The following is a 21,795-nucleotide window of genomic DNA, read 5'->3' as shown; positions in this document are numbered from 1 at the left end:
GTGGCCTTTGGATTGTTGTTGAGCGCACGCGCAACTGGCGGGACAAGCGTCTTCGATGACATTTGTCACCCCTGATTGCTGACATACGCCTCTACCAGGCACGACACCCGCACGGCAGGGTGTAAAGCATGAACCACGCAATCGAAGTGAGAAATCTCAGACGGGACTACGGCGGCTACACCGCAGTCGACGGGATGAGCCTGTGCATCGCGCCCGGCGAGATGTACGGGCTACTGGGCACCAATGGCGCGGGCAAGACATCCGCGCTCGAGGTGATGGAGGGCTTGGCAGCGCCGAGTGCGGGCGAGGTGCGAGTACTGGGCATGGACCCCGTAGCCGATCGCGCGCGGGTGCGGCCGCACACCGGCATCATGCTGCAGTCCGGCGGCATGCCGCAGGCGCTCACGGTGGACGAGACGCTCACGATGTGGGCGGGGACATGCTCGGAGCCGTTGGATGTCAAAGATGTCTTGCACGCCGTGCAGCTTGACCACCGACCCGATGTGAAGGTGGGGTCCTTGTCCGGTGGTGAGCAGCGCCGCTTGGATCTCGCGTGCGCTCTCGTGGGCAACCCCTCGGTGTTGTTTCTCGACGAGCCGACGACAGGTCTAGACCCCGAGTCGCGCCGCCGCGTATGGGAACTGCTGCACGGGCTCAAAAACAATGGCGTGACAATGGTGCTGACCACCCACTACCTGGAAGAGGCCGAGCAACTGTGCGACCGCATCGCCATCATGCACCGCGGGCGCCTCGAGATCGAGGGCACCCAGGCCGAGTTGACCGAGACAGTGGCCTCGGAGATCACGTTCACACTCCCCGACACCACTACCGAACTCCCCAACCTGCCGGGCACAACGACCACACGCACCGGTGAGCGCATCTCCATTGCCACCTCACGCCTCCAAGACGACACGCTCGCCGTGCTCAGCTGGGCCAACGAGCACGGTGTCGCAATCGAACAGTTCGCCTCCCGGCCCGCGAGCCTGGAGCAGGTATTCCACAACATCGCCGGCGCTGGGTTCGACTCCAGCGCCAGCGCCCCCACCGGAAAGGAAGCAGCATGACCTCCGTACAGACTATGAACCGCGGCGATGGGGCGTCGACAAGCAGACTGCGCGCTTTAGGCCGAGCTGAATGGCTGCAGTTCACCCGTAACCGCGTCGTCGTTTTCATGGCGCTGCTGTTTCCCGCGGTGCTGCCCCTCGTTTTGTGGGTGATTGGGGATCAATCGGTGCAATCCACCGCAACCGCATCTGAGATATTTCTGCTCTTCGCCCTCGGCTTCGGCGTTTTCTATCCGGTGCTGTCCATGGCGGTGACCCGGCGCGACGAGAACGTACTCAAGCGGCTCCGCACCGGCCAGGCGCGTGACTGGGAAATCCTCACCGCCATCGGCCTACCGGCTTCGGTTCTGGTGGTGGTGCTCGCCCTCATCATGGTTGTGGCATTTTCCACGATGTCGATGTTCATGCCCGTCACCGCGCCGGTACCGCATGTGTGGCCTGTCAATCCTGTGCTCATGGCGCTGGTCATGGTGCTCGGCATCGCCTGTTCGCACGGAATGGCCCTTGTGACGAGCCGTTTCACCGCGAATGCGGAGAACGCGCAGATCACCTCGATGCCGGTGTTGCTCTTGATGATCTTCTCCCAAACTCAATTCCGCGACATGCTGCCCGACAACGTCAGCAGCATCCTGGACATCACACCGTTTGCGCTTGCCATAGACCTGTTCCGCAAAGGCTGGCTCGGCGAGGGCTTCGGCGCCACTTTCGCAGACTCGTGGACGCAGCTGCTCACCCTCGCGGCGTGGGCAGTAGCGCTGATCTGGGGCGCCTACCAGTACATGCGCTGGGAAACGCACCGCTAGCCGCTACGCTTGGGATTCACTATGGCAACGACAAGCTGGCGCGAGATGGACTATTCCGCCCGCTTTTTGGCGGTGAACCGGTGGTCCATGGTGGCCGGTCCGTGGCTGATCGCCGCAGTGCTCGCGTTCACTTCGATCGTGCACGCCCGGCACTGGGGGCCGGAATTGTTCGCCGGTGTCGCAGTGGCGTTCGTTTCCTGCGCCGCCGGGTCCATCGCCCTGCACACCAACCAGAAACTGCGGCTTCAGCCGCACCCGCGCGGTGAGGCATGGCTGAAGATCGGCCTCGTAGGCCAGCTCGTGGCGCTCGCTCTCAGTTGCGCCGTCGCTGCGTTTGCACCAGAGGAGTTCACCCGTGGAGCGACGACAGCGGCGTTGGGCATCTACTTGACCATCCTAGTGGCCTACCTGCCGTTTCTACCGCACAGCCTCGTCTCCTCGGCGCTGCTCATCGCGGCCGCCGTGGCGGTGACCGCCCGGGTCACTGACCGGGAGAACACGATCATGGTGCTGACCTACAGCGTGGTTTTCGCCCTGTTTGTCCCCATGGGCACGTGGTTTTCGCGTGCGATGATTGAAACGGAGCGCGCTCGCCGCCTGGAAACGCAGCTCACTGCCGCTCAGGAACGCCTGCGCCTGTCCCAGGACCTGCATGACACCATGGGCCAGCACCTGGCGGCGATGACCATTAAGACGCAGCTCGCCCAAGCCCTTGCCGCCCGGGGTGACGGAAGGCTCACAGAGGAGCTCGACGAACTCCACCAGCTCACCCAGTCAGCGGCCGCAGACCTGCGCCACGTGGTCAACCGCTACCGCACCCCCGACCTGGCCACGGAGCTGACCGGGGCACAACAGGTGCTCACCCAAGCGGGAGCTGAGGTCACCATCAGTGGAACGAGCACCGATGTTCCCGCAGGCCTGCGGGAGACCGCTGCCTGGTTCGTCCGTGAGGCCGCTACGAACGTGCTGCGCCACTCCCAGGCCACGCAGGTCACCATCGACCTGGGCCCGGAGGGGGTCACCGTGACGAACGATCACCCGGAGCCGTCCGAGCGCCCCGGTGCCGGGTTGGAGGGGTTGCGCCGCCGTGCCGCGCCCCACGGTGCCCGCCTTGTGGTGGAGCAATCCCCCGAGCAGTTCACGATCGCGCTTAAGGTGGGTGTATGATCACGGTCGCATTGCTTGACGACGAAGCCCTTGTCGCCAACTCCCTGGCCACCCTGATCAGCCTGGAGGAAGACATCGACGTCTCCCACGTCGCCTATTCCGCACACGAGTTCCTCACCTGGTGGGCCACGGCAGCAACCGACCCCGGGACCCGGCCCAATGTGGTGGTCACTGACCTACAGCTCGGCGGTGACATGGACGGTATCGAGGTGGCAGGGCAGATCGATGCTGCGGTCGTGGTGGTGACCAGTCACGGTCGGCCGGGTGCCGTCAAGCGGGCACTTGCTGCTGGTGTGCTCGGGGTGCTGCCGAAGACATCCTCTGCCGAGGGCTTCGCCGCCGCGATTCGCGCCGCGCACGCCGGCAAGCGCCACATCGACCCAGAGTTGGCTGCCGCCACCATCGCTGCGGGCGACTCGCCGCTGACGGATCGGGAAGCCGAAGTGCTCCTGCTCGCCGGGCGCGGCGGCTCCGTCGAGGTGATCGCTGAAGCCGCGCACCTCGCGCCGGGTACGACGCGCAATTACATTTCTTCTGCCATGGCCAAAACAGATGCTGCGAACCGCTTCGAGGCCTACACCATCGCCCTCGAACGCGGGTGGGTCTAGCAGGCCCCGCCCAAGCATTGAGCCATTTCCCGGCGCGAGCGCACGTTTTTTGTGTAAACTGCGTCACATGTCGCAGCGCGCTCTACTCCTTCTACGCCGCGGCGGGATTTAGGCCCTGATCGCTCCCCGATCAATCACACGGCCGACGCCCCGCCGCGGATGTTGTGCTTGCCGGCCGTACATTTGATGTAATACCCCGCCTCAGCACGCACCAGCGTTTAGCAGTTTAAGGATGTATAGCAATGACCCCGTCTGACGCACACTTTGCCGCACCCGCAGAAACCCGCACGCCGAACGGCCCCCGCAACGAGGGCCAGCCCGCTTGGAATTCCCAGCGCGGTTCGTCAATGCCGTTCGAGCGCTACCTGCCTTTCGCTAAAGAGGTAGAAGACATCACGCTGCCGGACCGCACGTGGCCCGACAAGAAGATCACCGTCGCCCCGCAGTGGTGCGCCGTGGATCTGCGCGACGGCAACCAGGCGCTGATCGACCCGATGAGCCCTGAGCGCAAGCGCCGCATGTTCAAGCTGCTGGTGGAGATGGGCTACAAGGAGATCGAGGTCGGTTTCCCGTCGGCATCCCAGACGGATTTCGATTTCGTGCGCGAGATCATCGACGAGGACATGATCCCGGATGATGTGACCATCCAGGTGCTGGTGCAGGCACGCGAGCACCTGATCCGCCGCACCTTCGAGGCGTGCGCCGGTGCGCCGCGCGTGATCGTGCACTTCTACAACTCGACGTCGAAGTTGCAGCGCGAGGTGGTGTTCCGCAAGGACCGCGCCGCGATCAAGAAGCTGGCAACCGACGCCGCCGAGCTGATCAAGCGCATCGCGAAGGACTACCCGGACACGCACTGGCGCTGGGAATACTCGCCGGAGTCCTTCACCGGCACGGAGCTCGACTTCGCGGTGGACGTGTGTGACGCGGTGGTGGACATCATGGAGGCCACCCCGGATAACCCGATGATCATCAACCTGCCGGCCACGGTGGAGATGATCACCCCGAATGTGTACGCGGATTCGATCGAGTGGATGCACCGCAACTTCGCCAAGCGCGACTGCATCATCTTGTCCCTGCACCCGCACAATGACCGCGGGGAGGGCATCGCGGCAGCTGAGCTCGGCTACTTGGCCGGCGCGGACCGCATTGAGGGCTGCTTGTTCGGCAACGGCGAGCGCACCGGCAACGTCGACCTGGTCACGCTCGGCCTGAACATGCTGACCCAGGGCGTGGACCCGCAGATCGACTTCTCCGATATCGCGGGCATCCGCGAGACCGTCGAGTACTGCAACCAGCTGCGCGTGCCGGAGCGCCACCCGTACGGCGGCGAGCTCGTCTTCACCGCGTTTTCCGGTTCGCACCAGGACGCGATCAACAAGGGCCTCGACGCCCTGGCGCAGAAGGTCCGCCCCGACGCGAATTCCACCGACGTCGCGTGGGAGGAGCTGCGCGAAACGGTGTGGGAGGTCCCCTACCTGCCGATCGATCCGAAGGACGTGGGCCGCGACTACGAGGCGGTCATCCGCGTCAATTCCCAGTCGGGCAAGGGCGGCGTCGCGTACATCATGAAGACGGACCACGGCATCAACCTGCCCAAGGAGATGCAGGCCGAGTTCTCCTCCACTGTCCAGGCCATCACGGATTCGGAGGGCGGCGAGGTCAATTCGAAGAATATGTGGGATGTCTTCGCCGGCGAGTACTTGGATTTGGATAGCCACGTCGAGCTGGTCAATCTGCACGTCGACGCAGCGGAGACAGACGACGACGAGGCGAAGGTCGCGGCGACGGTCGTCTTCGACGGCGCCGAGCGCGAGATCACCGGCGCGGGCAACGGCCCGATCGCGGCTTTCGCTGACGCATTGCGCTCGCTGGGTCTGAAGTACGAGGTCAAGGACTACCGTCAGCAGGCCCGCACGGCCGGCGGCGATGCGGACGCGGCCTGCTTCATTTACAGCGAGGTGGGCGGTGCCACAGCGTGGGGCGTGGGCATTGCAGGGTCGACGACACGCGCGTCGATCAAGGCGATGGTGTCTGCCGTGAACCGCGCACTGGATTAATTTCAGCGGTGAGTACTAGTCTTCTCTGGGGATAGTGCGTTGAACCAGAGGAGATCAGCATGAGCGAGCATAATGCCGCGGACGACCGCGCTGATCTGTCGCCGCACACGAGCAGCGTGTGGCTCCCGGCGGGCACCCAGCGCACAGTGCTTATCGACGCTGCCCCTTGCCCCGACGGCTCCCCCGCCGTCGTGGAAATCTGCTTCGACTCCGCCGGCGATGTCGTCGCATGCATGGACGGCGACATGCTCGGCCACTTCGATGCTGAAGCTTCGGCTGACCTCAGCCCGTCACTACGCCTGCTGGAGGCCCGCGGCTTGGTCGCGCTGGCTCGCGGCTCGTTCACCACTGTGGACGACCAACCGGCGCTGACCATTCACGCCGACCCGCTGGGAGCACCGCGTTCGCCCGCTCACTCGGCGGACGCGTCCACGGAATCACTCCCCATCGCGGACTCTTTCGCCGCCGATCAAGAAGCCGAGGCCGCCGCGCTCGCCGCCGACGCTTCCACGGCTCCGACCACCGGTGGAAGCACCGTCGCACGCACCAAGCCACAGAGCAGGAATTTACAGGCAGTCACCATTCTTTCCTTTGCCCTGGCCATCGGCCTTGTCGGCCTGCTCAGCTACTACTACGGGCTTAACGAGGACGGTCGCGAGATGACCGCGTTCACGGATTCCACCGACGAGACCACTCAGTCCCAGACGGTCTCCACAAGCTCCGCGCCCAGCTCCCCGTCGTCCGAGTCGTCTGCGTCGACCACCTCATCCACCTCATCCACGGCGCCCAGCTCCGCATCCGACAGCGAGGACGTCTCCGAGCCTGCGCAGGATCCGAATCTGGCACCAGAGCCCGCGCCGAACCCGAACCCGAACCCTGCCCCGAATCCGGCACCGGCTCCTGCGCCCGCACCTGCCCCAGCGCCCGCTCCTGCGCCGAACCCGAATCCGGCACCGCCGCCGAACCCAAATCCGAACCCAGCACCCCCGCCAGCCCCCGCGCCCGCACCGGATAACGGTGGCAACGGCGGCGGCGGTGCCGACAACGCCCCTGATCCACAACCGATTTTTGAGCTTCAATGGTAGACAACGACACCCCCACAACCAGCGCATCCAGCCGTGCACAGGACGCAGATTCCCAGCAGCATGAGCCGAGCATGACGGAGAAATTCCCGTTCGCCGCGTTCACCGCGCAGACGACGAATATTCATCCGTCGAGCGGCCGTTTGGTCTCCCTCGATGGTGTCGCATTCGACGAATCGGGGGTCGTCGGCGAGGAATTCCACGCGGTGTTCAACGTCGGCGGGGACCCGGGCCCGATGCACACGCACGGTGTGAAGCGCAACGATTTCGAGCGCGCCGCGAAATTCTCCCGCCATTTGAAGAAACTGGATAAATTCCTCGACGGCCGCACGCTCGTCGTTCACGATGCGGCGCTGGTGTGGGGCTTCATTGTTTCGGAGGCACGTCGCGCGATGAATGCGGCGGCGCGCGCGAATCGTTCGCGCAACCGTCGGGGTGGCCGCCGTCGACAGCGGGTGGGGCATGTGCCGCGGCCAGAGGGGATCGTCGATACGCTCGCAACCGCGCGTAAACAAGGAGCAGTGCTTATCGACGAACGCCTCGAAGCCGTCGCCTCCCTCTCCGGCGTCGTAGTTCCCCTTGCCGCTGCGTCTGTCGAGCGCGCCGCCCAGCCTGAAGAGGAGACCTCCCGCGAGCGCACCCTCGCGCTCGTCGGCCTGTACCTGGCGCTGGTCAATGCCGGTCCGCTGGTCACCCGCACCACAGATGAGCTGGCCCCGGACCGGTTCGGGCTGCAGCGCACCCAGCTGCGCGTCGACGCCGAGAAGGCTCCCGCCCAGCACGGCAACCCCGGCCAGTTCACCAACAAGTCCGGCCTGCGCCCCGGCATGGAGGTGGTGGTCTCCGACGATATCTGCGCCGAGCACGACGAGCTGATCCAGGCGATCCTCGATTTGGAGATGACCTACGCCGAGAAGCTCACCCGCGAGACATCCCTAGTGGTCACTAACGCCACCGGCGACCCCGCTGACCTGCGCGGCAAAGCGATGCACGCGCAGCGCAAAGGAATTCCGTTGGTCTCCGACGAGGATTTTCTCGCAGCCGTGCGCGCCGCTCACGACGCCCGCGGGAATTGACGCCCCGACGCTCCGCCACAGTTTTCTGCGCGCTGCCCCCTCGTCACTCAACGTTTGCCGGGCAGCGATGAACTAGGGTTTAGCCCATGAATTCAAGCACATCCGGAAGTTCACGCGACCGGGCGGGCAAGGCAAGCACTTTGAAGCGTTTGCGCAGTACAGCGGCGATCACCGCGGCGAAGCTGGCCACGAAAGCCTCGCGCGCGACGGGCCGCGGAGCCGGCGGCATGATCGGCGGCCTCATCGCGGGCGCGATCGACCCAGGGATTTTGGAGCAGCTCGGCGGCGGGCGCCCGGCAGTGCTGGTCACCGGCACGAACGGCAAGTCCACCACGACGCGGATGCTCGCCGGCGCGGTGGCATCGCGCTACACCGTGGCCACCAACGAGGGCGGCGACAATATGGACGCCGGGATTATCTCGGCGCTTCTCGCCGGCGAGAAAGCGTCCCATGTGGTGTTGGAAGTCGACGAACTCCACGTTCCGGCGGTGGCGGACAAGCTCAACCCGACGGCGTTGGTGCTACTCAACCTCACGCGCGACCAGCTGGACCGTGTCGGCGAGATCAACTCCATCGAGCGCAAGCTGCGCGCGGCGGTGGAAGCGCACCCGGATATGACGGTCATCGCGAACTGCGACGACGTGCTGGTCACCTCAGTCGCTTTTGACGCACCCAATGTGGTGTGGGTGTCCGCTGGCCCCGGCTGGGTCGGGGATTCGGTGTCGAACCCGCGGGGCGACGGGTACATCGTGCGCACCGACGATGACTGGTACGCCACGAAGCCACTTGCCGACGGCCGCGAATTCCGCCGCCCCACCCCGCACTGGACCGTCACCGACGAGGGGCTGACCGGACCCGACGGGACTGTGCACCCGCTTCAGCTCGCGCTTCCGGGCAGGGCCAACCGGGGCAATGCGGCGCAGGCGATTGCGGGGGCGGTGGAGGCATTCGGCATCGATAAGCATGCTGCGATTGCCGCGGCTGAACGCGTCGACGATGTCGCCGGCCGCTACACGACGATCTCCTGGAATGACCGTGACGTGCACCTTTTGCTGGCGAAGAATCCCGCCGGCTGGCAAGAAGCCCTGTCGATGGTGGACCGCGACGCTGATGGCCTGGTCATCGCGGTCAACGGGCAGGAGGGCGACGGCGCCGACCTGTCGTGGCTGTGGGATGTCCGCTTCGAAGAATTCGAGGACATTCCCGTGAAAGCCGCCGGCGAGCGCGGCACCGACCTCGCCGTGCGCTTGCTGTACGCGGAGATCGAGCACGAGCTCATCCACGACCCCCTCGATGCGATCATGGCGTGCCCGCCCGGACGCGTGGAGGTGCTCGCGAATTACACCGCTCTGCTCAACCTGAAGAAGGCGCTGGTCAAGGAGGCTAACCATGACTGATTCGTTGACCATTGGCCTCGTGCTCCCCGACGTGCTGGGCACCTACGGCGACGACGGCAACGCGCTCGTCCTGCGCGGGCGTGCACGCATGCGCGATATCGACGCAGAGATTCTGCCCATCAAGCTGGGCGAATCCGTCCCCACCGACCTCGCCGCGTACACGCTCGGCGGCGGCGAAGACAGCGCGCAAGTGCTCGCCGCGGAACACCTCATCGCCGACGGCGGCCTCGCGCGCGCCGCCGCGAACGGACGCCCCATTTTCGCAGTATGCGCCGGCTTCCAGATCCTCGGCGAAAGCTTCCACGCCCACGGTAAGAAGACCGCAGGCTTATCGCTTATCGACGCCACCACCTCCCCCCTTTCCTCCCGCGCCATCGGCGAAGTCGCCTCCACCCCGGCAAAAAACGGTGCCGCCTCTGAGCTGACCCAGCCGCTCACCGGTTTTGAAAACCACTTGGGCGGCACCGTCCTCGGCGCTGATGCCTCACCGCTGGGCACCGTTACAAACGGTCACGGCAACGGCGGCGAGGGGGAAGGAAACGGCGAAGGGGCCGTGCAGGGCAGCGTGATCGCCACCTATATGCACGGCCCCGCACTCGCCAGGAATCCCGAGCTGGCCGACCTGATCCTCGCCCGCGCCATGGGCATCCCGCTCTCTGAGCTTGATCCGCTGGAGCTGCCCGAGGTCGACCGCCTGCGTCTCGAGCGCATGGGGCGCTAACAGCGTCACGCCGCAGCTCCGCAGTTCGGGTCGGGCTGCGGCGTGACTGAACCGCGCTGGATCTAGAGCTGCAGGCGCCCCGTCAGCGCGCGCGACAACGTCAGCTCGTCGACGAATTCGAGGTCGCCGCCGAGCGGCATGCCGGATGCCAGACGCGACGTCGTGAGATCCGGGAAGTCCTTCAGCAACCGCGCCAGATACGACGCGGTCGCTTCGCCCTCGGTGTCCGGGTCAGTCGCCAGAATGACCTCGTGGATATCCGGGGCATCTTCGCCGTCGCGGTCCGGCAAAACGCCGCCGATGCGCTGCAACAGCGAGGAGATAGCCAGGTCTTTCGGACCCACATTCGCCAGCGGGTCGAGCGCTCCGCCGAGAACGTGGTAGCGCCCCGAGTACTCCCCTGTGCGCTCGATGACCTGGATGTCCTTGGCGTCCTCCACCACGCAGATCAACCCCGTGTCGCGGCCGCTGTCTGCACAGACGCGGCAGACTTCTTCGCGCGAGACGTTGTTGCAAATCCGGCAGAACGTCACGCCGTCGCGCACAGCGCCGAGAGCGCTGCGGAGACGGTCGATATCGTCCGGATCTGTCTTCAACAGGTGGAACGCGATGCGCTGCGCGCTTTTCGGCCCCACTCCGGGGAGGCGAGAGAACTCGTCAATGAGGTCCTGAAGAGGGCCTTCAAACATACAGCGGCTTAGTTTCCGCCGAACATCTGGGTGAAGTCGTTGCCCTCACCCGGGCCCTGCTGGGTCAGCGGGCCGATCTTCTCCTGTGCCAGCTGGCCCGCCTTGGTGTGGGCGTCGCGGTATGCGGCGAGGATCAGGTCCTGCAGCGTCTCGACATCCTCCGGGTCCACAGCCTCCGGCTTGATGGACAGATCCTGGATCTCTGCGCCACCGGTCATGGTGATGTGCACCAGACCGCCACCAGCGGAGCCCTCAACGGTCGCGGCGAGGATCTCTTCCTGCGCCCGCTGGATCTGTGCCTGGACCTCAGACGCCTGGCGAATGAGTTCCTGCATGTCGGGCATACCGTTCTGATCGGGCTGAGTCATGGTCGTCGACCTTTCTTGGACTGTTGTAAGTATGTCTGTCACGCAGCCGACTATTTCGACTGCGTCCGTGAACTAGTGTACCGAGTCCCCTACAGGGGCCGTGCGCCTAGTTCGTCGGCGAGGAGTTCCATGGCCACCTCGGTGGGGCTGCGCCGGTCGAATGTGCCCGCTTCCTGGGACTGGTCGACCATGTCGCGTTCCTCATCCTCGCGCGTGTAGGGCGCCGGTTCTTCCTCCATCGGCGGTTCGTCTTCCGGCTCCGGCGGCAACGGCACACCGCTACTGAAGCTCGTCGACTCTCCAAAACCTGTGTTCGGCCCATCCGTCGGGTCGGGCGTGGCCCGCGGAGCCGCCCCTCTCACGACACCTGCTGCACCTGCCGCCGCAGCAGCCGCTGCCGCAGCCGCCGCGGGACCGGATGCCTCCGGTGCAGGCGGCTCGGGCTGCGAAGGTACCGGTTGCGGGGACGGTTCAGGCGACGGCGCAGCAGGCGCCTGCTGGGCTTCAGCGCCGCTGTCCTCTGGGTTCACCGTCTTTGCCGGTGTCGACGCCCACGGGTCGTACGGCACCGGCGCGGATGCCGGCTCCGGTGTCACAGCCTCATTCTCACTGCTTAGCGAGCCATCGCTCGTCGGGGTCGGCTCATCCGGCTCATTGCCGTCGGCGGCATGCGGGTCCTCGTCGCCGGAATCAGCCTCGTCATCGCTCGGACTGGTATGTTCGGGTCCCTGTGCCTCTGGCTGCTTCGGTGCGCTCGGCGGGCTCCACGCCTTCGGCGCACGAGCAGGGGCCTCAAAGCCCGCGGCTTTTGGGTCCGTGCCCACCACACAGCGCACCGCGACCTCGGTGCCAAGCTTGTCGGTCAGCACAGCAACGATGTCGTCGTTGTTGTGTTTCGAGTTGATGCTGTTCGCCAGAGCACCGGTGTTGTGCCCGACCACCAGCGTCGTTCCATCCATTCCCAGCGGTGTCGCTTCGGTGAGCATGATCTCGGCGACCTTGTTGCGCTCGCCGACCGACTGACGCAAGTTGATCCACTCCTTGCGGATCCGCTCCATGAGCTCCGTTGCGTCGACAGCGCCACCAGTGTCTCCGGGACTGCTTGCCGGCACTTCAGTCTCCGTTTTCGCCGACGGTTCCGGAATGTGCGTTTCAGGTTCCGGCTGCTGCGGCACTTCGCGCTGCGTGTCACGCGGAGACTCGTCCTGCGATGTCGTCGCTTGATCTGGTTCCGCGGGCGCTGGCTGCGGGACCGGTTGCTGAGCTGGTCGCTGAGCTGGTTGTTGCGTTGGTTGCTGCGCAGGTGCCGCGGGCTGCTCCCGCTGCGGCTCACGTTGTTCGCGGGCGGGCTTGGGGGCCTCGCGCGGGGCGGGTGTCGACTGGGAGGTGACGTTGGCGGTTGCCTGCACTGCGGCGGCGGCAGCCAATGCCGCGGCAGCGCCGCGGGGCTTGTCACCCATGCCGGCGGCCTCGGAAGCAGCGTCCTGGAGCTCAGTGAGGCCAGCGACGGCGGCAGGTGCCTGCGTGCCGGTGAGAACACCGAGGAGGTGGGCCATCATGATCTCAAGCAGCAGGCGTGGGGACGTCGCGCCGCGCAGGGAGGTGATGCGCTCGTTGACCTCGGTGGCAAGCGCGGCGAGCTGGTTGCCAGGGAATTTGTCGGCCTCGGCGGTGAGAATCTCGGCGCGGTCGGCGGGGGCATCCACGAGCCCCTGACCGAAGGCGTCCGGGACGGCGTGAATGATCATCAAATCGCGAAGGCGGTCGAGCAGGTCGATCGCGAAACGGCGGGGCTCGTGGCCGGCCTCAATCACATCGTCGACGGCCTGGAACAGGGCGGAGGCGTCGCGGGAGGAAAGGGCGTCCACGGTAGCGTCGATAAGCGAAAGATCGGTGACCCCCAGAAGCGGCAACGCGAGCTCGTACGTCAAGCCCTCGGGGCCGGCTCCTGCGAGCAGCTGGTCGAGGATGGACAGGGTGTCGCGCGGGGAACCGCCGCCGGCGCGGATGACCAGCGGGTAGACGTTCTCGTCGATCGTGACACCTTCCGCGGCGACCGTGCGCTCGACGAGCTGGCGCATCGCCTGCGGCGTAAGCAGGCGGAACGGGTAGTGGTGCGTGCGCGAGCGGATCGTACCGATGATTTTCTCCGGCTCCGTCGTCGCGAAAATGAACACGAGGTGCTCCGGCGGCTCCTCCACGATCTTCAGCAAGGCATTCGCGCCCGCGCCCGTGATCATGTGGGCCTCGTCGATAATGAACACGCGGTAGCGCGATTCCGCCGGCGCGAAATACGCGCGTTCACGCAGCTCACGCATCTCGTCGACGCCGCCGTTCGACGCGGCGTCCATCTCCGTGACGTCCAGGTTGCCCGGCCCGCCCGGCGCGAGCGCGACGCACGACGGGCACACTCCGCACGGCGTCGACGTCGGCCCCTGGACGCAGTTCAGCGATCGCGCCAGAATGCGTGCCGACGACGTCTTGCCCGTTCCCCTCGGCCCCGAGAACAAATAAGCGTGGTTGACGCGCCCGTTATCCAGCGCTGTGGACAGCGGGCGCGTCACCTGCTCCTGCCCAATCATCTCGGCGAACGAGGCTGGGCGATACTTCCGGTACAAAGCCACGGTTTCACCCTACTAGGCGCCCGCGACACCCACCGTGGGTCAGCCTGCGATCGGGCGTTGCCAGCGCAGATATTTTCGTTATACAGTATTGACATGCCTGTGAACGCCAGCCAAGAACAGCTCGACGCCTGGGTCGCCGAAGCCGAGATCGGCTACGACCCAGAGCTCCTGAAGAAGCGTGGCCGCGGGCGCCCGGGACGGGGATCAGCTCCAGCACAGGTCGTCGCAGTCCGCCTCACCGACGATGAACTGAAAGCACTCGACGATCTCGCCACCAAGAAGAACGTGACCCGGTCCGAGCTCATCCGCCAAGCGATCGACGCCTTCACCGCGGCATGAGATGCGCGAAGTCCGCCACCAAACACGGCATCACGACATCTGATGGCATACAGGCGGCTTCCAATCCCTTATGGGTCGAACCACTCGACGATGAGACGACCCAGTGGAGAGAGTTGCGACTCGGTTTCGACACACACGCCAGACTCCTTGAGACTGTCGTTGTAGTCGCAGAAGATGGGGACGAGCTGCTCATCCACTCCATGAAAGCCCGCCCCCAATATTCGCGGCTCCTCGAATAAAGCTCGGCTACCGCCCCTTGGTCCAGGCTTAAAGCAGTTCCGTCAAAAGTCAGTGGACTGAATGGTTCGCCGCATAATTGAATTAGGATCAACATGCGGTAATCAGAATGCAAAGGACGCAGAGCTGGGAAAGGGATGGTGGCGTTGAACACGTTCACAGTGACCGCCGAGCGCGGCACCAGCGGTGTGTGGGTGCTGGAATGCACAGAGCTCGGGGTGGTCTCGCAGACGAGCCGGTTGGACCGCGCCGAAGATGAAGTGGTCGAAGCGCTCGCGCACCAGTCAGGGCTCGCACCGACAGAGTTCGACGTCGAGGTAGTTCCGATGCTTCCCGGCTAGATCGAGACGCTTAGGGACTACACGGAGCGGACGAACGAGAAGGCTGCAGCCCCTACCCGCGAAGTCACGGCGCTGGATCATATGGTGATCGCGCCATGACTCCCCATGAACTCCCCCACATGGACTAACCTGCATCAACCGTGTGGCCGAGCAATCTCTTTTGATTCAGCCGAAAATTCACTCAGTCCATGCGGTTTAGTCCATGAAGATCAGTCCATGCGCAGCAGCGAAGCACTAGTCGTTGAGCCGGCCGGTCTCCGACAGCACGCGCTCGCGGAGCCTGCCGGTGGCGGCGACAGCAGCGACGCAGCCGGCAAGCGCAAGCACGATCAGCACGGCGAACAGTGCGTGCCGCGTCAGGAGGGCATCGACCGGTGCGATGACCAACGCTAGTCCCATCATGCTGCCCATGCCGAAGCCCATGAGGGTGACCAGGGCCATCGGGATTCCCACCTCGCGGATCGCCACGGAGGTGTGGAACTTCGCGGGAGCGCCAATGAAGTAGAGGGACTTGGTCAGCTGCTTTTGCTCCACCACAGCCAACGCCTGGGTGAGCAGCGTGGAGGCGATAAGCAGCACGGCGCCGAAGATCGCGGTGATGGCCACGCCGGAGGGAATGTCGGAGGTGACCATCTTCAGAGCGGGGTCATCCTCGATCTGCGGGACGGCAGAGAACCTGCTGCCAGCACCCGCGATGAACGCGACGAAGTATAGCGCGGCGACACGCTTCCAGGTCGTCCTCACCCCGCGGCCGACGCGGCGGGTGGCCACGTAGGTGGCGGAGCCGGGCAGCAGGTAGCTGATGCGGGCGATCAGCTGAATCACTCCGACAGCGATGAGTGCGTTGACCATCAGCACGCCGGCGGCGACAATGAGCGTCACAAAGAACTCGGTGGCATCGGCCCCCGGGGCGATGGACAACGTGTTCAGGTAGCGGTACAAGAAGACTGCGGCCACAAGCGAGATGACCAGGGTGATCACATTCTGCCCCTTCGGCGGCACCTTCTTGGTCACACCGAGCGGGGTGACAGCGACCCGGCGCAGGGCGAGCCACACGGACGCAGCGGCGAGAACAAGGACGACCACCCACGCAACGGGCACAACCCACCACGTGAACATCTCCCAGGTCTCAATTCGCTTTTCCTGGAAGGTCAGCAGCGACCAGGCGGGCACGCTGACCAGGTACAAAACGGTGCCGATGCCGAGGCCGACAAGGGCCTGACGCAGTGCATCGAGAATCATCATTCCGCGCACCTGACCAGAAGTCGCACCGATAAGGCGCAGAATGGCCAGCGGCTCTTCACGGCCGCCGAGGTTCGCGCGCGCAGCTTGGGTGAGCAAACCCAATAGCGTCGGCACCACCAGCAGCGACGCGAAAAGAGCAAGGAAGATATAAAACATAGACAGGGGTCCGCCCGCGCTCTCCTGCACCTCAACGAGACGTTCATGCGGGTGCATGTGGCGTTGCGCGAACATCCACGTTCCGGCAGCCAGGGTGCAGAGGATCCACGTGGACACGGAAAACGCCACGAGAGACAACACGCGCACCCAGCGTTCCCCGGTCTGGCGTTGGGAGCGGCCCTCGCTGGAGGAAGACTGCGCGGCAGACAACAAGGTCAGGGTGCTCATGCCGGCATCACCTTGCTCGGGGCCTCAGCGTGAATGAGGCCGTCACGGATCTCGATCCGGCGGTCGCACCACTGCGCGATCTTCGGGTCGTGGGTGACCAGCACGAGCGTCACACCGAATTTCTTCGACACCGCCGTGATCTGCTGCATCACCTCATGACCGGTGGCCTGGTCGAGTGCGGCAGTCGGCTCGTCGGCGAAGACCACCGACGGAGGACCAGCCAGGGCGCGGGCGATCGCGACGCGCTGGCCTTGCCCGCCGGAAAGCTGGCCCGGGAAGCGGTCCACAAACGCTCCCAGCCCCAGCCGCGTGAGCATGTCCGTGGCCTCCGCGTGGGCCTTCGAGCGTGATTCGCCACGCATGATCTGCGGCAGAGCCACGTTCTCCTTCGCAGTCAGTTCGGGCATGAGCTGCCCGTCCTGGAAGATGAAGCCGAAGTGGTCGAGGCGGAGCTGGGAGCGGGTGGCGTCGTCAAGCGATGCGATGTCGCGCCCGTTGAAGCGGACCTCGCCGTGGTCGGGCACGAGCACTCCTGACATGCAGTGCAGCAGCGTCGATTTGCCAGAGCCGGACGGGCCCATGATGGCGACGGATTCGCCGGGGCCGATGTTCAGGCTGATTCCTTCGAGGACCCGTTGCTGGGTGAATGATTTCGTGATGTCGTTCAGTTCGAGCATGGTTCCTATTTCACCGTCTGCCGCGCGCGTCCACCATGGCGCAGGCTCCCGAATACGGGTAGTGCCAGCACTACCCCGCTACCCTCAACATCATGTGGCGGAAGAAGAACCACGAGGCCGAGGCAGCGCGCGCGATCCACGAGCTGACGGCATCAAGGCGGAAGATCGCCGAAGCGTACGAGGTCGAACGGCTCCGCATCGAGCGCGACCTGCACGACGGCGCGCAGCAGTATTTCGTGGCAGCCGCGATGAAGCTCGGCGAAGCGCAGCTTGAAACAGACTCGCCGCTTCTCGACGCAGCCGCCCGCGACCTCAAAAACGGCCTCGACGCCCTGCGCCGCACCGTGCGCGGCATCCACCCGCGCGAGCTGACCGACCGCGGGCTCGTCGAAGCCGTCGAGACAGCCGCCGCGCAGTACGGCCCGCACGTCACCGTCCGCGCACCGCACGATTTACCGCTTATCGACGACTCCGTCCTCGCCGCCGCCTATTTCTTCACCTCCGAAGCCCTGACCAATGCCGCGAAGCACGCGCCCGGCGCCCCCGTCAGTGTGCTCATCACCTCCGATGCGACCCTCAACGTCGCTGTCACCGACTCCGGAAACGGCGGCGCCCGCATTGTGCCTGGTGGTGGGCTCGACGGGATGCGCGAGCGCATTGCCGCGTTCGGTGGGTCGATCGAGCTCAATTCACCCCAAGGCGGCCCCACCACCATCACCGCACGGATACCGTTATTGCTGTACCGAGGAGAAAGTGGGTTAGCGCAATGAAGATCGTGATCGCCGATGATTCGGCACTGCTGCGCGAAGGTGTCGCAGGTCTGCTCACCCGGCGGGGCCACGAGGTGGTGGAGCAGGTGGGGGATGCGGATGCGCTGCCGGGTGCCGTCGATAAGCATGCTCCCGACCTCGTGATCACCGATGTGCGCATGCCTCCCAACATGCGTGACGACGGCCTTCAGGCTGCACTCAAGCTGCGCGAAACCGGCCCAGTGAATGTGCTCGTGCTGTCGCAATACGTCGCCCCTGCCTATGCCCGCGAGCTCTTCTCCGGCGGCCACGGCGGTACCGGTTACCTGCTCAAAGACCGCGTCGCCGAGGTGAAGGATTTCGTTCAGGCTTGCGAGACCGTCGCATCCGGTGGCGTTGTCATCGACCCGGATGTAGCCAGCGAGCTCATGGCGGCCAGCTCCCAGTGGCTGACCACGCTCACCCCACGCGAACGGGAAGTGCTCGAGCTCATGGCCGAAGGACTATCCAACGCCGAGATCGCGGAGAAGCTGTATTTCTCTGGCGCCGCTGTGGCAAAGCACGTCTCCGCCATTTTCTCGAAACTAGGGCTCACGCCCGACGAGGAGAACCGCCGCGTCCGTGCAATCTTGATGTACCTGTCCGAGCGCGGGATCACCTAGCGCGAGATCACCTATCGCGGGGCTACTCGCGGGCCCAATCGCCGAGGCTCGTCTGACGGCGACGGAGGCGGCGCTCGAGCACCTGGAGCCCCTGCTCCTCAGCGAGCTCGTATTCGTCGTCGGTGAGCAGGACCAGCTCCAGCAGCAGTGTCATGCGTGCCGGAGCGTCGTCGGTGGCGGGCTCGTTGACCAAGGGTGTCCCGCGATCGAAGATTTCGGGTTCGCGAAGCAGGCCGTGATGGACGGTCAGCGCCGGGTCGTTCACCAGCCCCGGAAGAGCCGTACCCGGCTGACCGGGAATACCAGCGTTAACCAGCGTGTTCCACGCGCCCGCGACCGCCATGACACGCTGCTGCGGGGTCGCGCCGTCTGCGGCGCAGATGATTTCGCAGCGAACCTCGGTCAGCCCAGCGCTATCCGCGTCCGGGTCGTCGACAACGAGACCGCTATCGATCTCGCTGAACCCGACGGTCACAGCCGCTGGGAGCACAGGCGCGACTCCGACGGTCATGCCATTGACATTCAGCAGGTCCATCGGACCGAGAACGTCAGTGAGCCAGGCGTGTGTTTCGGCGGGAGTCACTAGTTCTCGAGCTTCTCCAGTGTCGCGAGCAGCACGCAGGTGGCGACGCCGTCCATGGCGGTGCGGACTTCGTCGAGAGGCGGAAGCGACGGCGCGAGACGGATGTTGCGGTCGTTCGGGTCCTCGCCCTTAGGGAATGCGGAACCGGCCTTGGTCAGGGTGATGCCGGCTTCGCGGGCGAGCTCCCACACGCGGTTGGCCGTGCCGTCAATAACGTCGAGGGAGACGAAGTAGCCGCCGGCCGGGGTCGTCCAGCGCGCGACCTCGTACTCGCCGAGGCGACCCTCGAGGATCTCCAACACCGCGTCGAATTTCGGCTTGAGGATCTGCGCGTGCTTTTGCATCAGGGCGCGCACACCGTCGGCGTCACCGAAGAGCTTTGCATGGGCCAGCTGGTTGATCTTGTTCGGGCCGATACCGCGGATCCCAGCGATGGAGGCATACCATTCCAGGTTCTCCGTCGACGACGCGAAGAAGGCCACGCCCGCGCCCGCGTGCGTGATCTTGGAGGTGGAGCTCATCACCCAGAAGCGGTTCGGGTTGCCGGCCTTTTCAGCCGCACCGAGCACGTCGATGATCTGCGGGAAGTCCTCGGTGAAGGTGTGCACGGCATAGGCGTTGTCCCACACGATGCGGAAATCCGGCGCGGCGGTCTCCATCGACGCGAGTGCGCGCACGACTTCCTCAGTCGCAGTCACACCGGACGGGTTGGCGAACATCGGCACGACCCACATGCCCTTCACCGCCGGATCCTTGACCAGCTCGGCGACGGCGTCGACATCGGGGCCGTCGTCAAGCATGGGCACGGTGACCATCTCGAAGCCGAACTTCTCCGAGATGGCGAAGTGGCGGTCGTAGCCCGGTACCGGGCAGATCCACTTCACGGTCTCTTCTTCGCGCCACGGGCGTTCCGAGTCGTTGTTTCCGAAGATGAAGGACCAGCTGATCAGGTCGAACATGATGTTCAGTGAGGACGAATCCTCCGCGTAGAGGTTGTCCACCGGCACCCCGATGAGCTCGCCCCAAATCTCCCGGATGTCCTTGATGCCCTTGAGGTTGCCGTAGTTGCGCACATCCGTGCCGGCGGCATCCACGTAGTTGCCCTTGCCCGGCAGCTCAAGCAGGTCGTTGCTGAGGTCCAGCTGCTCCGACGACGGCTTACCGCGCGTCAGGTCGAGATCGAGGTTGCGGCTTTTCAGCGTTTCATATTCCTCGCGCACCTTCGTCGCGAGTTCCTCGCGGGCAGCGGCGTCCAGATTGAGCAGGGACATGGGGGAGATCACTTCCTTTAAGGAGTGGAACCGTTTACGTCGCCCAGATTACATGCGCCCCGCTGGCGCGGCCCCCACCGCATCCGCGCGAAATAAAGGGACCCCACGCACCTGCCAGAGCTCGCTGACCCTTGCTGCGTTCCCGCCCTGGGGGAGTTCACAAGATAAACACCGCGTGAGATCCTGGGGGAGAGTCTAGTAGCTTGCGGCAACCAGTTCAAAAAAGCACGCATTCCGCCTATCGACGCCCCGCCCCACCACCAATTTTGTCCCCACCCCAGTATCCGCTAAAGTAGTGGCTCGACGCGCTGCGCAGGCCATGCTTGCAAGGCGGGAAACGTCGCTGGAGGATTCGACTAGCGGCCTATGTCACACGCCTGGAACGCGTGCGGGTTTCACGACCCTCGTGGGTTCAAATCCCACATCCTCCGCAATGTCCCCCAGCCCACACATAAGGGCTGGGGGAATTTTGGTCTTTCCCCGGCGCTTGATTCCCCCTCCCCCCGCCCGATTGCTCGGCCCACGCGACTCCAGCCAGGCGCGACAATGAGTGCCGGTGAATCTGTTTACATTTCACGCCGGCTGCTTGCCAGCCCCAACTTTTTAACCAGCATGTTTAAGTCCACCCATTATTTTCAATGTAAACAGATTCACCCGCCCCACCGCGGAGGGCCTAAAGGCATCACAATCAGGTGAGGACCATGTGCGGTCAAGTGATTTCATTGACGTCATGTCCACAAAAATGGCTCGCAGGAAAGCATTTCCGGCGTGAATTTCTGCATCAACTCATCCGCGCTGGTAGCGCCCGCGACACCGACTGAGGCGGAGAGCTGCTCGACAATTTCTGTGATAGTTCGGTGAGCCAACATGTCCCGCAAAGTGACCGCGCCGTCGCGCTTCGCCAAACGGTTTCCTTCGGCATTTACCACGAGCGGAACATGAACGTAGGTCGGCTGGGGCAGGCCGAGTTGGTCGGCGAGGTACGCCTGCGCGGGCGCTGATTCCAGAAGATCATCTCCACGGACGATCTGGTCCACATTCTGGAACCCGTCATCGACCACCACGGCGAGGTTGTAGGCCCAGTCCCCCGCCTGCGCCTGGTTCACATTGCCTCCACGTTTGAGAATCACGTCGTCGACAGGGCCGGTGAATTCGCCTTTGTAGTAATCGGACACAGTCCACTCATCCACATGCGCCCGCAGGCGGATGGCGGGGAGGCGGCCTTGGTCGGCGAGCTGGGAACGTCGATAAGCGCGCTGCTCTTCCGTGAGGTCGCGGCACGTGCCCGGGTACATGCCCGGCTGCGCGTGGGGCGCGGACGCCGCCTCCCGGATATCGCGGCGGGAGCAATAACATTCATACGTGTCGAGCGTGGCCAACGCCGCCGCGTACGCATCGCCGCGCTCGTGCTGGTAAATCACCGGCTCATCCCACTCAATGCCGAGCGCCGCGAGATCCTCGAGCTGGCGGCGGGCCGATTCCATGCTGGAACGCTCCGAATCAATGTCCTCCACGCGCATGTAGAAATTGCGGCCCGACTGACGCGCAAACAACCACGCGAGCACCGCCGTGCGCAAATTGCCGAAGTGGAGATCCCCACTCGGGCTCGGTGCATAACGGCCGGCTGAAGGTTGTGAGTGAGACATAT

At 64.8% G+C, this 21,795-nt stretch carries 21 protein-coding genes, 1 tRNA gene and 1 other RNA gene; 14 read left to right on the top strand and 9 right to left on the bottom strand.

Going from position 1 to position 21,795, the window contains the following annotated elements; genetic code table 11:
• Positions 1 to 128 precede the first annotated feature (128 nt).
• The 9 genes from ACUY2Y_RS01105 to ACUY2Y_RS01065 all read left to right on the top strand — a co-directional run bounded on the left by ACUY2Y_RS01105 (position 129) and on the right by ACUY2Y_RS01065 (position 9,978).
• Positions 129 to 1,064, top strand: coding sequence for an ABC transporter ATP-binding protein (locus ACUY2Y_RS01105; protein WP_448324446.1), 936 nt, complete (start codon positions 129 to 131; stop codon positions 1,062 to 1,064).
• The gene (locus tag ACUY2Y_RS01100; RefSeq protein WP_448324445.1) at positions 1,061 to 1,867 is read left to right on the top strand and encodes an ABC transporter permease; all 807 of its coding nucleotides are present in this window, start codon (positions 1,061 to 1,063) and stop codon (positions 1,865 to 1,867) included. Before ACUY2Y_RS01105 ends, ACUY2Y_RS01100 begins: the two co-directional genes overlap by 4 nt.
• Before the next feature lie 21 nt (positions 1,868 to 1,888).
• Entirely contained in the window at positions 1,889 to 3,034 is a 1,146-nt protein-coding gene (locus ACUY2Y_RS01095; RefSeq protein ID WP_448324444.1) for a sensor histidine kinase, read from the top strand.
• Positions 3,031 to 3,642, top strand: coding sequence for a response regulator transcription factor (locus ACUY2Y_RS01090; protein WP_448324443.1), 612 nt, complete (start codon positions 3,031 to 3,033; stop codon positions 3,640 to 3,642). Before ACUY2Y_RS01095 ends, ACUY2Y_RS01090 begins: the two co-directional genes overlap by 4 nt.
• A gap of 242 nt (positions 3,643 to 3,884) precedes the next feature.
• On the top strand, positions 3,885 to 5,702 hold the full coding sequence (leuA, locus tag ACUY2Y_RS01085) for a 2-isopropylmalate synthase (protein ID WP_448324442.1): 1,818 nt from the start codon (positions 3,885 to 3,887) through the stop codon (positions 5,700 to 5,702).
• Positions 5,703 to 5,761: 59 nt separating this feature from the next.
• Positions 5,762 to 6,787, top strand: a complete 1,026-nt coding sequence (locus tag ACUY2Y_RS01080; protein WP_448324441.1) for a hypothetical protein — start codon at positions 5,762 to 5,764, stop codon at positions 6,785 to 6,787.
• A gap of 71 nt (positions 6,788 to 6,858) precedes the next feature.
• Positions 6,859 to 7,860, top strand: coding sequence for a DNA polymerase III subunit epsilon (locus ACUY2Y_RS01075; protein WP_448324440.1), 1,002 nt, complete (start codon positions 6,859 to 6,861; stop codon positions 7,858 to 7,860).
• Positions 7,861 to 7,946: 86 nt separating this feature from the next.
• The gene (locus tag ACUY2Y_RS01070) at positions 7,947 to 9,257 is read left to right on the top strand and encodes a MurT ligase domain-containing protein (RefSeq protein ID WP_448324439.1); all 1,311 of its coding nucleotides are present in this window, start codon (positions 7,947 to 7,949) and stop codon (positions 9,255 to 9,257) included.
• Positions 9,250 to 9,978: a type 1 glutamine amidotransferase gene (locus ACUY2Y_RS01065; RefSeq protein WP_448324438.1), complete on the top strand. Its 729-nt coding sequence runs from the start codon at positions 9,250 to 9,252 to the stop codon at positions 9,976 to 9,978. The genes ACUY2Y_RS01070 and ACUY2Y_RS01065 overlap by 8 nt, the downstream gene beginning before the upstream one ends.
• A gap of 62 nt (positions 9,979 to 10,040) precedes the next feature.
• Here ACUY2Y_RS01065 and recR read toward each other — a convergent pair whose 3' ends face one another.
• The 3 genes from recR to ACUY2Y_RS01050 all read right to left on the bottom strand — a co-directional run bounded on the left by recR (position 10,041) and on the right by ACUY2Y_RS01050 (position 13,659).
• Positions 10,041 to 10,667: a recombination mediator RecR gene (gene recR, locus ACUY2Y_RS01060; protein ID WP_296146291.1), complete on the bottom strand. Its 627-nt coding sequence runs from the start codon at positions 10,665 to 10,667 to the stop codon at positions 10,041 to 10,043.
• An 8-nt stretch (positions 10,668 to 10,675) separates the two neighbouring features.
• The gene (locus ACUY2Y_RS01055) at positions 10,676 to 11,035 is read right to left on the bottom strand and encodes a YbaB/EbfC family nucleoid-associated protein (protein WP_259902489.1); all 360 of its coding nucleotides are present in this window, start codon (positions 11,033 to 11,035) and stop codon (positions 10,676 to 10,678) included.
• A gap of 89 nt (positions 11,036 to 11,124) precedes the next feature.
• Entirely contained in the window at positions 11,125 to 13,659 is a 2,535-nt protein-coding gene (locus ACUY2Y_RS01050) for a DNA polymerase III subunit gamma and tau (RefSeq protein WP_448324437.1), read from the bottom strand.
• A gap of 93 nt (positions 13,660 to 13,752) precedes the next feature.
• Between ACUY2Y_RS01050 and ACUY2Y_RS01045 the strand changes: the two genes are divergently transcribed.
• Together ACUY2Y_RS01045 and ACUY2Y_RS01040 are read left to right on the top strand one after the other, a co-directional pair.
• Entirely contained in the window at positions 13,753 to 13,998 is a 246-nt protein-coding gene (locus tag ACUY2Y_RS01045; RefSeq protein WP_259902491.1) for a ribbon-helix-helix domain-containing protein, read from the top strand.
• A 383-nt stretch (positions 13,999 to 14,381) separates the two neighbouring features.
• Complete coding sequence (locus ACUY2Y_RS01040; RefSeq protein ID WP_259902493.1) at positions 14,382 to 14,576, top strand: hypothetical protein; 195 nt, start codon at positions 14,382 to 14,384, stop codon at positions 14,574 to 14,576.
• Positions 14,577 to 14,810: 234 nt separating this feature from the next.
• Here ACUY2Y_RS01040 and ACUY2Y_RS01035 read toward each other — a convergent pair whose 3' ends face one another.
• Positions 14,811 to 16,205, bottom strand: coding sequence for an FtsX-like permease family protein (locus ACUY2Y_RS01035; RefSeq protein WP_448324436.1), 1,395 nt, complete (start codon positions 16,203 to 16,205; stop codon positions 14,811 to 14,813).
• A complete protein-coding gene (locus ACUY2Y_RS01030) occupies positions 16,202 to 16,882 on the bottom strand; it encodes an ABC transporter ATP-binding protein (RefSeq protein ID WP_448324435.1) in 681 nt (226 codons plus the stop codon). Before ACUY2Y_RS01030 ends, ACUY2Y_RS01035 begins: the two co-directional genes overlap by 4 nt.
• 92 nt (positions 16,883 to 16,974) lie before the next feature.
• Here ACUY2Y_RS01030 and ACUY2Y_RS01025 point away from each other — a divergent pair, with 92 nt between their 5' ends.
• Positions 16,975 to 17,652 (top strand): sensor histidine kinase, encoded by a 678-nt coding sequence (locus ACUY2Y_RS01025; protein ID WP_296146271.1) that lies wholly within the window; start codon positions 16,975 to 16,977, stop codon positions 17,650 to 17,652.
• The gene (locus tag ACUY2Y_RS01020; RefSeq protein ID WP_210575292.1) at positions 17,649 to 18,293 is read left to right on the top strand and encodes a response regulator transcription factor; all 645 of its coding nucleotides are present in this window, start codon (positions 17,649 to 17,651) and stop codon (positions 18,291 to 18,293) included. Before ACUY2Y_RS01025 ends, ACUY2Y_RS01020 begins: the two co-directional genes overlap by 4 nt.
• Before the next feature lie 22 nt (positions 18,294 to 18,315).
• Here ACUY2Y_RS01020 and ACUY2Y_RS01015 read toward each other — a convergent pair whose 3' ends face one another.
• The 3 genes from ACUY2Y_RS01015 to ffs all read right to left on the bottom strand — a co-directional run bounded on the left by ACUY2Y_RS01015 (position 18,316) and on the right by ffs (position 20,335).
• Positions 18,316 to 18,876 carry a suppressor of fused domain protein gene (locus ACUY2Y_RS01015; protein ID WP_448324434.1) on the bottom strand — a complete coding sequence of 187 codons (561 nt, stop codon included), beginning with the start codon at positions 18,874 to 18,876 and terminating at the stop codon, positions 18,316 to 18,318.
• A complete protein-coding gene (locus tag ACUY2Y_RS01010) occupies positions 18,876 to 20,147 on the bottom strand; it encodes an aminotransferase (RefSeq protein ID WP_448324433.1) in 1,272 nt (423 codons plus the stop codon). Before ACUY2Y_RS01010 ends, ACUY2Y_RS01015 begins: the two co-directional genes overlap by 1 nt.
• 91 nt (positions 20,148 to 20,238) lie before the next feature.
• Positions 20,239 to 20,335, bottom strand: an RNA gene (gene ffs / locus ACUY2Y_RS01005) — signal recognition particle sRNA small type.
• Positions 20,336 to 20,492: 157 nt separating this feature from the next.
• Between ffs and ACUY2Y_RS01000 the strand changes: the two genes are divergently transcribed.
• A tRNA-Ser gene (locus tag ACUY2Y_RS01000) sits at positions 20,493 to 20,578 on the top strand.
• A gap of 297 nt (positions 20,579 to 20,875) precedes the next feature.
• Here the strand turns inward: ACUY2Y_RS01000 and gluQRS are convergent.
• The gene (gluQRS, locus tag ACUY2Y_RS00995) at positions 20,876 to 21,793 is read right to left on the bottom strand and encodes a tRNA glutamyl-Q(34) synthetase GluQRS (protein WP_448324432.1); all 918 of its coding nucleotides are present in this window, start codon (positions 21,791 to 21,793) and stop codon (positions 20,876 to 20,878) included.
• Positions 21,794 to 21,795: the final 2 nt, after the last annotated feature.

It is taken from the genome of Corynebacterium sp. 20-84 (genome assembly GCF_053479455.1).
This window is presented reverse-complemented; position numbering and strand designations above follow the sequence as displayed.

Bases quoted from the DNA above. Each gene is read 5' to 3' on its own strand.
- ACUY2Y_RS01105 (WP_448324446.1), top strand. From the start codon at position 129: ATGAACCACGCAATCGAAGTGAGAAATCTCAGACGGGACTACGGCGGC.
- ACUY2Y_RS01100 (WP_448324445.1), top strand. From the start codon at position 1,061: ATGACCTCCGTACAGACTATGAACCGCGGCGATGGGGCGTCGACAAGC.
- ACUY2Y_RS01095 (WP_448324444.1), top strand. From the start codon at position 1,889: ATGGCAACGACAAGCTGGCGCGAGATGGACTATTCCGCCCGCTTTTTG.
- ACUY2Y_RS01090 (WP_448324443.1), top strand. From the start codon at position 3,031: ATGATCACGGTCGCATTGCTTGACGACGAAGCCCTTGTCGCCAACTCC.
- leuA (WP_448324442.1), top strand. From the start codon at position 3,885: ATGACCCCGTCTGACGCACACTTTGCCGCACCCGCAGAAACCCGCACG.
- ACUY2Y_RS01080 (WP_448324441.1), top strand. From the start codon at position 5,762: ATGAGCGAGCATAATGCCGCGGACGACCGCGCTGATCTGTCGCCGCAC.
- ACUY2Y_RS01075 (WP_448324440.1), top strand. From the start codon at position 6,859: ATGACGGAGAAATTCCCGTTCGCCGCGTTCACCGCGCAGACGACGAAT.
- ACUY2Y_RS01070 (WP_448324439.1), top strand. From the start codon at position 7,947: ATGAATTCAAGCACATCCGGAAGTTCACGCGACCGGGCGGGCAAGGCA.
- ACUY2Y_RS01065 (WP_448324438.1), top strand. From the start codon at position 9,250: ATGACTGATTCGTTGACCATTGGCCTCGTGCTCCCCGACGTGCTGGGC.
- recR (WP_296146291.1), bottom strand. From the start codon at position 10,667: ATGTTTGAAGGCCCTCTTCAGGACCTCATTGACGAGTTCTCTCGCCTC.
- ACUY2Y_RS01055 (WP_259902489.1), bottom strand. From the start codon at position 11,035: ATGACTCAGCCCGATCAGAACGGTATGCCCGACATGCAGGAACTCATT.
- ACUY2Y_RS01045 (WP_259902491.1), top strand. From the start codon at position 13,753: ATGCCTGTGAACGCCAGCCAAGAACAGCTCGACGCCTGGGTCGCCGAA.
- ACUY2Y_RS01035 (WP_448324436.1), bottom strand. From the start codon at position 16,205: ATGAGCACCCTGACCTTGTTGTCTGCCGCGCAGTCTTCCTCCAGCGAG.
- ACUY2Y_RS01030 (WP_448324435.1), bottom strand. From the start codon at position 16,882: ATGCTCGAACTGAACGACATCACGAAATCATTCACCCAGCAACGGGTC.
- ACUY2Y_RS01025 (WP_296146271.1), top strand. From the start codon at position 16,975: ATGTGGCGGAAGAAGAACCACGAGGCCGAGGCAGCGCGCGCGATCCAC.
- ACUY2Y_RS01020 (WP_210575292.1), top strand. From the start codon at position 17,649: ATGAAGATCGTGATCGCCGATGATTCGGCACTGCTGCGCGAAGGTGTC.
- ACUY2Y_RS01010 (WP_448324433.1), bottom strand. From the start codon at position 20,147: ATGTCCCTGCTCAATCTGGACGCCGCTGCCCGCGAGGAACTCGCGACG.
- gluQRS (WP_448324432.1), bottom strand. From the start codon at position 21,793: ATGTCTCACTCACAACCTTCAGCCGGCCGTTATGCACCGAGCCCGAGT.